We start from the raw sequence: 3,480 nt of genomic DNA on the forward strand, positions 1-3,480 counted from the left end.
AATGCCGGCGGCGACCTACTCTCCCACACCCTCCCGGGTGCAGTACCATCGGCGCAGGTGGGCTTAGCTACCGGGTTCGGAAAGGGACCGGGCGTGACCCCACCGCCAAAACCACCGACAAATCTATCAACGAAACAACCACACACACCCAACACCCACCAACCGGCGGGACTGGTGTGCTGTGCCGTTCCAGACACTGCACAATGGACGCGAAATCTACAAACGCTGCAAGATACGTGCTCACCAACACACCACAAAGCATGTTCAAGTGTAATGTTCGGTCAATTAGTACCGGTCACCTCCACCACTCACATGGCTTCCAGATCCGGCCTATCAACCCCGTCGTCTACAGGGAACCTCACACGAAACCTCATCTCGAAACAGGCTTCCCGCTTAGATGCTTTCAGCGGTTATCCCTCCCGTACGTAGCCAACCAGCAATGCCACGGGCGTGACAACTGGCCCACCAGAGGTACGTCCAACCCGGTCCTCTCGTACTAGGGTCAGCCTTTCTCAAGTTTCAACGCGCACGGCGGATAGAGACCGAACTGTCTCACGACGTTCTAAACCCAGCTCGCGTGCCGCTTTAATGGGCGAACAGCCCAACCCTTGGGACCAACTCCAGCCCCAGGATGCGACGAGCCGACATCGAGGTGCCAAACCATCCCGTCGATATGGACTCTTGGGGAAGATCAGCCTGTTATCCCCGGGGTACCTTTTATCCGTTGAGCGACACCGCTTCCACAAGCCGGTGCCGGATCACTAGTCCCGACTTTCGTCCCTGCTCGACCTGTCAGTCTCACAGTCAAGCTCCCTTGTGCACTTACACTCAACACCTGATTACCAACCAGGCTGAGGGAACCTTTGGGCGCCTCCGTTACACTTTGGGAGGCAACCGCCCCAGTTAAACTACCCACCAGGCACTGTCCCTGACCCGGATCACGGGCCGAGGTTCAGACATCCAATACGATCAGAGTGGTATTTCAACAACGACTCCACAACCACTGGCGTAGCCGCTTCACAGTCTCCCACCTATCCTACACAAACCGAACCGAACACCAATACCAAGCTATAGTGAAGGTCCCGGGGTCTTTTCGTCCTGCCGCGCGTAACGAGCATCTTTACTCGTACTGCAATTTCGCCGGGCCTGTGGTTGAGACAGCAGAGAAGTCGTTACGCCATTCGTGCAGGTCGGAACTTACCCGACAAGGAATTTCGCTACCTTAGGATGGTTATAGTTACCACCGCCGTTTACTGGGGCTTAAATTCTCCGCTTCGGGCCAAAGCCCTAACAGGTCCTCTTAACCTTCCAGCACCGGGCAGGCGTCAGTCCGTATACATCGACTTACCGTCTTCGCACGGACCTGTGTTTTTAGTAAACAGTCGCTTCCCTCTATTCTCTGCGACCCACACCAGCCAACAACCCGCAAAAGGCTGCGACCAGCACGGGCCCCCCTTCTCCCGAAGTTACGGGGGCATTTTGCCGAATTCCTTAACCACAGTTCACCCGAACGCCTCGGTATACTCTACCAGACCACCTGTGTCGGTTTAGGGTACGGGCCGAACACGCACTCGCTAGAGGCTTTTCTCGACAGCACAGGATCACCGACATCCCCACAAAAGGGTACGCATCACGCCTCACCCTGTATGCGCCCCGGATTTACCTGGGACACGGGCCACACGCTTACACCACAATCCAATAAGTGGCTCGGCTACCTCACTGCGTCACCCCATCACTAGACTACTACGGATCAGGTCCCACGCATCCACACCACCAGCACACCAAAGATGCACCGACAGTCCTTCAGGGTGGTTAGTCTCACCGCCTCATCTCCTTTCGCACATGCTCGGGTACGGGAATATCAACCCGTTAACCATCGACTACGCCTGTCGGCCTCGCCTTAGGCCCCGACTCACCCTGGGAAGACAAACTTGACCCAGGAACCCTTAGTCATTCGGCGGATGAGTTTCTCACTCATCAATCGCTACTCATGCCTGCATTCTCACTCGCATAGCCTCCAGCACTGGGTCACCCCGCACCTTCACCGGCCACACGACGCTCCCCTACCAACCACACACAACAGTGTGCAGTTCCGCGGCTTCGGCGGTGTACTTAAGCCCCACTACATTGTCGGCGCACGGCCACTCGACCAGTGAGCTATTACGCACTCTCTCAAGGATGGCTGCTTCTAAGCCAACCTCCTGGCTGTCTTCGCGACCGCACATCCTTTTCCACTTAGCACACCCTTAGGGGCCTTAGCCGGCGATCTGGGCTGTTTCCCTCTCGACCACGAAGCTTATCCCCCGCAGTCTCACTGCCGCGCTCTCACTTACCGGCATTCGGAGTTTGGCTGACGTCGCTAAGATGATAGTCCCGCTCAACCAACCAGTAGCTCTACCTCCGGCAAGAAACACACGACGCTGCACCTAAATGCATTTCGGGGAGAACCAGCTATCACGGAGTTTGATTGGCCTTTCACCCCTACCCACAACTCATCCCCTCAGTTTTCAACCTAAGTGGGTTCGCGCCTCCACGACGTCTTACCATCGCTTCACACTGGCCATGGGTAGATCACCCCGCTTCGGGTCCAGGACACGCCACTAAAAACACACTCGTTAGTATTCGCTTTCGCTACGACTACCCCACACGGGTTAACCTCGCGACGTGCCGCTGACTCGCAGGCTCATTCTTCAAAAGGCACGCCATCACCCCGAAAGGCTCTGACGGATTGTAAGCACACGGTTTCAGGTACTATTTCACTCCCCTCCCGGGGTACTTTTCACCATTCCCTCACGGTACTATCCGCTATCGGTCACAATGAGTATTCAGGCTTACCGGGTGGTCCCGGCAGATTCACAGCAGATTCCACGAGCCCGCTGCTACTCGGGGACACTCACACACCCGCACACACATGCTTTCACGTACCGGACTCTCACCGTCTACGGCAGGCCATCCCAGACCACTTCCGCTAACACGCATGCGACAGGCGACCAGCTGTCAGACCAGTCCTGCAAGACCCCACAACACCGACACCGCAACCCCTGACAGGTATCACACAGCACCGGTTTAGCCATCATCCGCTGTCGTTCGCCACTACCCACGGAATCACAATTGTTTTCTTCTCCTGCGGGTACTGAGATGTTTCACTTCCCCGCGTCACTCCCACACCGACTATACATTCACCGGCAGGTGACCGCCCACAACGACGGCCGGGTTTCCCCATTCGGACACCCTCGGATCAACGCTTGGTTGACAACTCCCCGAGGCATTTCGCAGTCTCCCACGTCCTTCATCAGCTCATCATGCCAAGGCATCCACCGTGTGCCCTTAACACACAACACAAACAGGCTCATAAGAGCCCGGGTGAACAACAAAAAAATTTGCAGTAATAAAGAAGATACTCGCGTCCACTATACAGTTCTCAAACAACACGAACCCCCACGCCGACAGCCACCAACAGTGACCGACCAACCGGGAATC

General features: G+C 56.2%; 2 rRNA genes. Both read right to left on the reverse strand.

The features are described from left to right. Positions 1 to 2 precede the first annotated feature (2 nt). A 5S ribosomal RNA gene (gene rrf / locus OZD68_RS00185) occupies positions 3 to 119 on the reverse strand. Between the two features lie 147 nt (positions 120 to 266). Continuing rightward, positions 267 to 3,341 (reverse strand): 23S ribosomal RNA (locus OZD68_RS00190). Positions 3,342 to 3,480 lie beyond the last annotated feature (139 nt).

Source organism: Wolbachia endosymbiont of Drosophila bicornuta (genome assembly GCF_028982105.1).
Lineage (GTDB): Bacteria > Pseudomonadota > Alphaproteobacteria > Rickettsiales > Anaplasmataceae > Wolbachia > Wolbachia pipientis.